This is a genomic window from Syntrophomonas sp. UBA5494, from assembly GCF_002426325.1.
Genome location: NZ_DIPG01000118.1, coordinates 512 through 4,670, shown reverse-complemented (window position 1 = coordinate 4,670; position 4,159 = coordinate 512). Strand labels below are relative to the sequence as shown.

Annotated in this window: 6 protein-coding genes; 4 read left to right on the top strand and 2 right to left on the bottom strand. The window is 51.0% G+C overall.

What is annotated here, in order from left to right; translation table 11 throughout:
• The 3 genes from B3W37_RS13015 to B3W37_RS13005 form a co-directional block, all read left to right on the top strand.
• Positions 1 to 391, top strand: a 391-nt coding sequence (locus tag B3W37_RS13015; RefSeq protein WP_483176089.1) for a hypothetical protein, incomplete at its 5' end; no start/stop codon positions are given.
• Entirely contained in the window at positions 360 to 728 is a 369-nt protein-coding gene (locus B3W37_RS13010; protein ID WP_483176088.1) for a YkvA family protein, read from the top strand. The genes B3W37_RS13015 and B3W37_RS13010, both read left to right, overlap by 32 nt.
• Positions 718 to 840 carry a hypothetical protein gene (locus B3W37_RS13005; RefSeq protein ID WP_483170833.1) on the top strand — a complete coding sequence of 41 codons (123 nt, stop codon included), beginning with the start codon at positions 718 to 720 and terminating at the stop codon, positions 838 to 840. Before B3W37_RS13010 ends, B3W37_RS13005 begins: the two co-directional genes overlap by 11 nt.
• A 107-nt stretch (positions 841 to 947) precedes the next feature.
• Here B3W37_RS13005 and B3W37_RS13000 read toward each other — a convergent pair whose 3' ends face one another.
• Positions 948 to 1,634: a cell wall hydrolase gene (locus tag B3W37_RS13000; RefSeq protein WP_483176087.1), complete on the bottom strand. Its 687-nt coding sequence runs from the start codon at positions 1,632 to 1,634 to the stop codon at positions 948 to 950.
• A 388-nt stretch (positions 1,635 to 2,022) separates the two neighbouring features.
• Between B3W37_RS13000 and B3W37_RS12995 the strand changes: the two genes are divergently transcribed.
• Positions 2,023 to 2,163 (top strand): hypothetical protein, encoded by a 141-nt coding sequence (locus tag B3W37_RS12995; RefSeq protein ID WP_483170830.1) that lies wholly within the window; start codon positions 2,023 to 2,025, stop codon positions 2,161 to 2,163.
• Positions 2,164 to 2,342: 179 nt separating this feature from the next.
• On the opposite strand, the gene B3W37_RS12990 is transcribed toward B3W37_RS12995, so the two are convergent.
• Positions 2,343 to 4,159 (bottom strand): S-layer homology domain-containing protein (locus B3W37_RS12990; RefSeq protein ID WP_483176086.1); only part of this gene is annotated, 1,817 nt, incomplete at its 5' end.

The window sequence follows — 4,159 nt, the reverse complement described above, 5'->3', positions numbered from 1 at the left end:
TCTAAACATTTTTATCACCTTTTCATACTTCGCTTTATATACTAATGTTCATTATATCAAGCTTGCCAAGCAGGTGGCGGTGCCGGTTCTTGAAACGCCACGATCTTCCGCCAGTTTCCTTTCACTCGTTGCGTCACTTGTCCGTCGCTCTCGTGATAAAAGCTGGGGGTTCTTACCACAAGAAATCGCGCCGCTGGCGCGGTTTTCACTTTGCTGTATTGACCTGATAATGCCGTCTTTAATACAATTTAACGGTAGCCGGTTTCACCTTTTCAAAGGGCTGCAAACCGCTCCAGGGGGATGCAAGCCTGAAACCCGCCGCCAAATAGGAACACACGAAGGAGGTGCGCTGACGATATATGAAGATAAAGGAGCGCGCCAAGCGCCTTAAAACCGATATCCCTGCCGTGTTTCTCGCCTTGAAAAGAAAAGAAACGCCCCTGCTTGCCAAGTTGCTGGCGGCGTTTACGGTGGCGTATGCGCTTTCTCCCCTTGATTTCATCCCCGACTTTATACCCGTCATTGGGCTGTTGGACGATGTGATTCTACTGCCCGGTTTAATTGCGCTCACAGTTAAGTTGATTCCTGCGGAGGTGTTTGCGGAGTGCCGCAAAGAAGCCGCTGACTTATGGTCGGACGGCAAACCGAAAAAATGGTATTACGCATTGCCTATCGTCCTGATATGGCTGTTGCTGATTTTCATCATTGTAAAAAGTATTGGGCTGTAACGTATTCATCTACGCCCGGGTGACCCTGCCGGGCCGGCAGGGTCAGCTTGTTGACAAGGTCAACGAGCTGGGCAGAGCGAGCGACGGAAGCGAAGAACAAGGCGCTCAATAGGCCCACGATTGAGGCGTACAAATAGTACGTTGAGTGGACCTATTGAGCAACGCAGGTATTCGCTTTTGTCGACGGTCTGATCCTGCCGAGCCGGCAGGCTTTTTCAATTAGTGAGCAAATACGTGTTTGCCTATGGTTATTGTGATGGGACGGCTCCATATCCATTTATTCGTAGCCGTGGCCGGGTTCCAATAATATATGGCATCATTGGTGGGATCCCACCCGTCTATGGCAGCCTGTGCCGCTTGATAGGCCTCGTTATTGGGCTGCAGATAATATTGCCCGTCGCTGACAGCCGTAAAGGCTCCCGGTTCAAATATGACCTCATTGACGGTACTGCCAAATTTATCAGACTCGACCCGGTTCAAAACCACAGCCGCTATGGCTACCTGCCCCACAAAAGGCTCTCCGCGGGCCTCGCCAAAAACCACCTTGGCCAGGCTATCCAGGTTATGGCTGGATACATGAGCCGATTTTCGCGAAACAGCAGGCGCCTGGTTATTCCGGTCAGGAATGGGCTGGCTGATTGGCTGAGCCGCTATGGTTTTGTCAGCGGCAACCCCATTCTCTTCAGAAACAAGGTTGTTATCCACCTGCTGCCGGTCCACCGTTTCCGTCGCGTTCTCATCCTGCATCTCTATCTTCAATGCTTTATCGTTCAGATCAGCCGGTTCTGCCATGGATATATTCAAACTGGTCAGTCCAAGCAGTATGATCGATAATACTGCCACAAGCTTCTTGTGTCTCATATCACTCTTCCTTTCTTCCAGGTGCTGTCCCATTTGCTGTTCCATTCTACCCGCCTAAACGGCAGGTGACAAATCCCGCATATGGAGCGGTTTATCCCCTATCCGGGCATAAACCCGGGTATGTACCCTCATCTATGGCAGCCTGCTGAATGCTGCCGGCTAAGCACCTTTATAAGACGGTACCATTTGGTGCCAATGGCACGCTGCCAATATTCTCCGATTAATGCCAAAGCCATCATATTCCAGGAATTTTCTGTGGTGTGGCATAGATCCCGGAGCACCGGAGCTTGCTAAACCGATGCTGGCCAGGCTGCCATTATGCGCCTGGAAAAATATTTGCATAAAGGGGGTTGAACACGGCGGGGGAAATATACAACCATTGCCGGGCATGCCAATAAATGCATAGAAAATAGCGATTCCGGCGGATTCTTCTATGCCCTGTACAATTTTAAGCAGCACACCGGCGGCTTTTACCGGTTCGCTTTTGATATTCTTAGAGCGGCCGGTCCCCGGCATCGGTTACGGCGCCAACTGCGAAGGCTATATCCGCTTTTCCTGGTTTTCCGGGCAATAGCAGAGATAGGCCGGAACGCCTGGACTGAAGGGCTTCCTGGCGCAACTCCGCAGTGGAAAATGAAGAAAGGCCGGCCAAGTTAATTCTCAGCCAGCCTCTATAAAGATGCTGCATTAGGTGAACAGGGCGGAATTGGAATAAAACCGTTTTATTGTATCGACGGGGTGGCGAATGGGTTTCTAGTGCTTATCTTGTATCATGATCAGTTTGTAGACAACAGTTGCGGCTTCCGCCCGGGTCGCATTCCCCTGCGGTTTATAATCGCCTTCCGGATATCCCCCCATGAGACCCGAGGATACGATCCTATTCACAGATTCGGCAGCCCAGGGACTGATCAAGGCGTCGTCCGTAAAGGACATTCCCGCATGGGTTTCCGGAAGAATTAAGTCGGTACTTTCGGTCAGATTATCCAGCATGATCGCCATTTGCTCCCGGGTTATCTTTCCATTGGGATCAAAGCTGACATCGTCAATTCCCTTTACAATTCCTTTTTCAAAACCCCAGTTGACATAATTGTAATACCATTCCGTAGCGGGTACATCCGTAAAGCCCGCCGGCGTGGACTGGGTTACGTCTAAGCCCTTGATGGTATTGGCAAGCATGGTCAGGAATTCGGCTCTGGTGAGGGAATTATCCGGCAAATAGCAATCATTGCCCATTCCTTTTACGATCCCTCTGGCCGCCAATCTCCCGATATAGTCTCGGGCCCAGTGTGTTTTCGTATCCGCGAAATCAAGGCTTGCAGGGCCGACCTGAACGGGTATGGTCTGTTGTACGCCGTTATATTCCACATAGATATTGCCGGCTATTCCAGATTCATTCGTGGCTTGAAAGAGTCCGTTGGCATCGATGGTACCGATGACAGGATCGCAGGTCCATATAAACAGGCTGTCCCTGCTTGCAATGGGAGCATACCCGAATTTGGCCGTTACATTGATGTCGAAGATTTCCCCCGGATCGATTTCCAGATTCCGCACATTGGGAGCAAAGGTTATCTTGTTTTGAATATCGACCTGCGCCGTTGTACTGAGATCTCCGCTTTCCACTTCAATCACGGCAGTTCCGATGGCCCTCCCGGCGGTAAAGAGGCCGTTCTCGTCCACAGAGCCGTCCGAATCGGAATCAAGGCTGTATTCTATACTTTTTCTCAACGAAACCGGCTCATATTTATTGTTGGATGCGTAGGTTTTAAGCTGAATGTCCGCCCCCGGCATGGCAAGAGGCTGACTTGGGTAAGTGTGCAAATGCTCGGCATCGGAATCCCCGCGTTCATCGTATACCAGAAGCAGGCCATTGGTAGTTTTTCGCTGGTTTTTTTCGGAAGGGGAATTCTTGGCAACCGCCCGGGAATCCATTCCCCCCGCTCTCACGGCCATGACCGTGGAGCCGCCTCCGTCCATATTCACAACGGTGCTGCAGCCCAGATCAACCAGGTGTTTGGCCACGTCCGTCAGTCCAAGACCTTCCGAAAAACCCGGCTGTCTGCCGTCAAGTGCATACAGCATAAGGGTTCCGTCCGGTTTGATACCGATGATGGTTCTCGGATTCAAGTTGGTTCCGCTGGAAACATATTGACCCTTATCGTAAAGCAGGTAGTATACTCCGATGGCTTCCTTGCTATTTGACAGGTTTCCGCCGTTTTGGTCGTATACGGAAATCTCTACCTGGCTTCCGGGAATCAGCTGAGCCAGCTGGACCGCATAGGCCGAATCCCCCGCCGTTGAAAGCACCAGCTGACTGTCACCGATGGGCGTATTGTAATTACCGTTTCTGACTTCGGCAACAGTTGCCGTTATCGTACCTCCCACCGTCAGTTCCGCATTTTCCGGTGAATCCGCGTCCAATATTACCTCAACAGAGTTCTCCGAGGTTTTTGTGGAGGAGGCATATTGGCGGTTATACAGATGCAAAGCCTTGCCCTCACCATGCGGAACATTAAAATAACCGATATCCGCATTATATTCCGTGGGTACGTAAACCGTCTGCTGCACGGGGG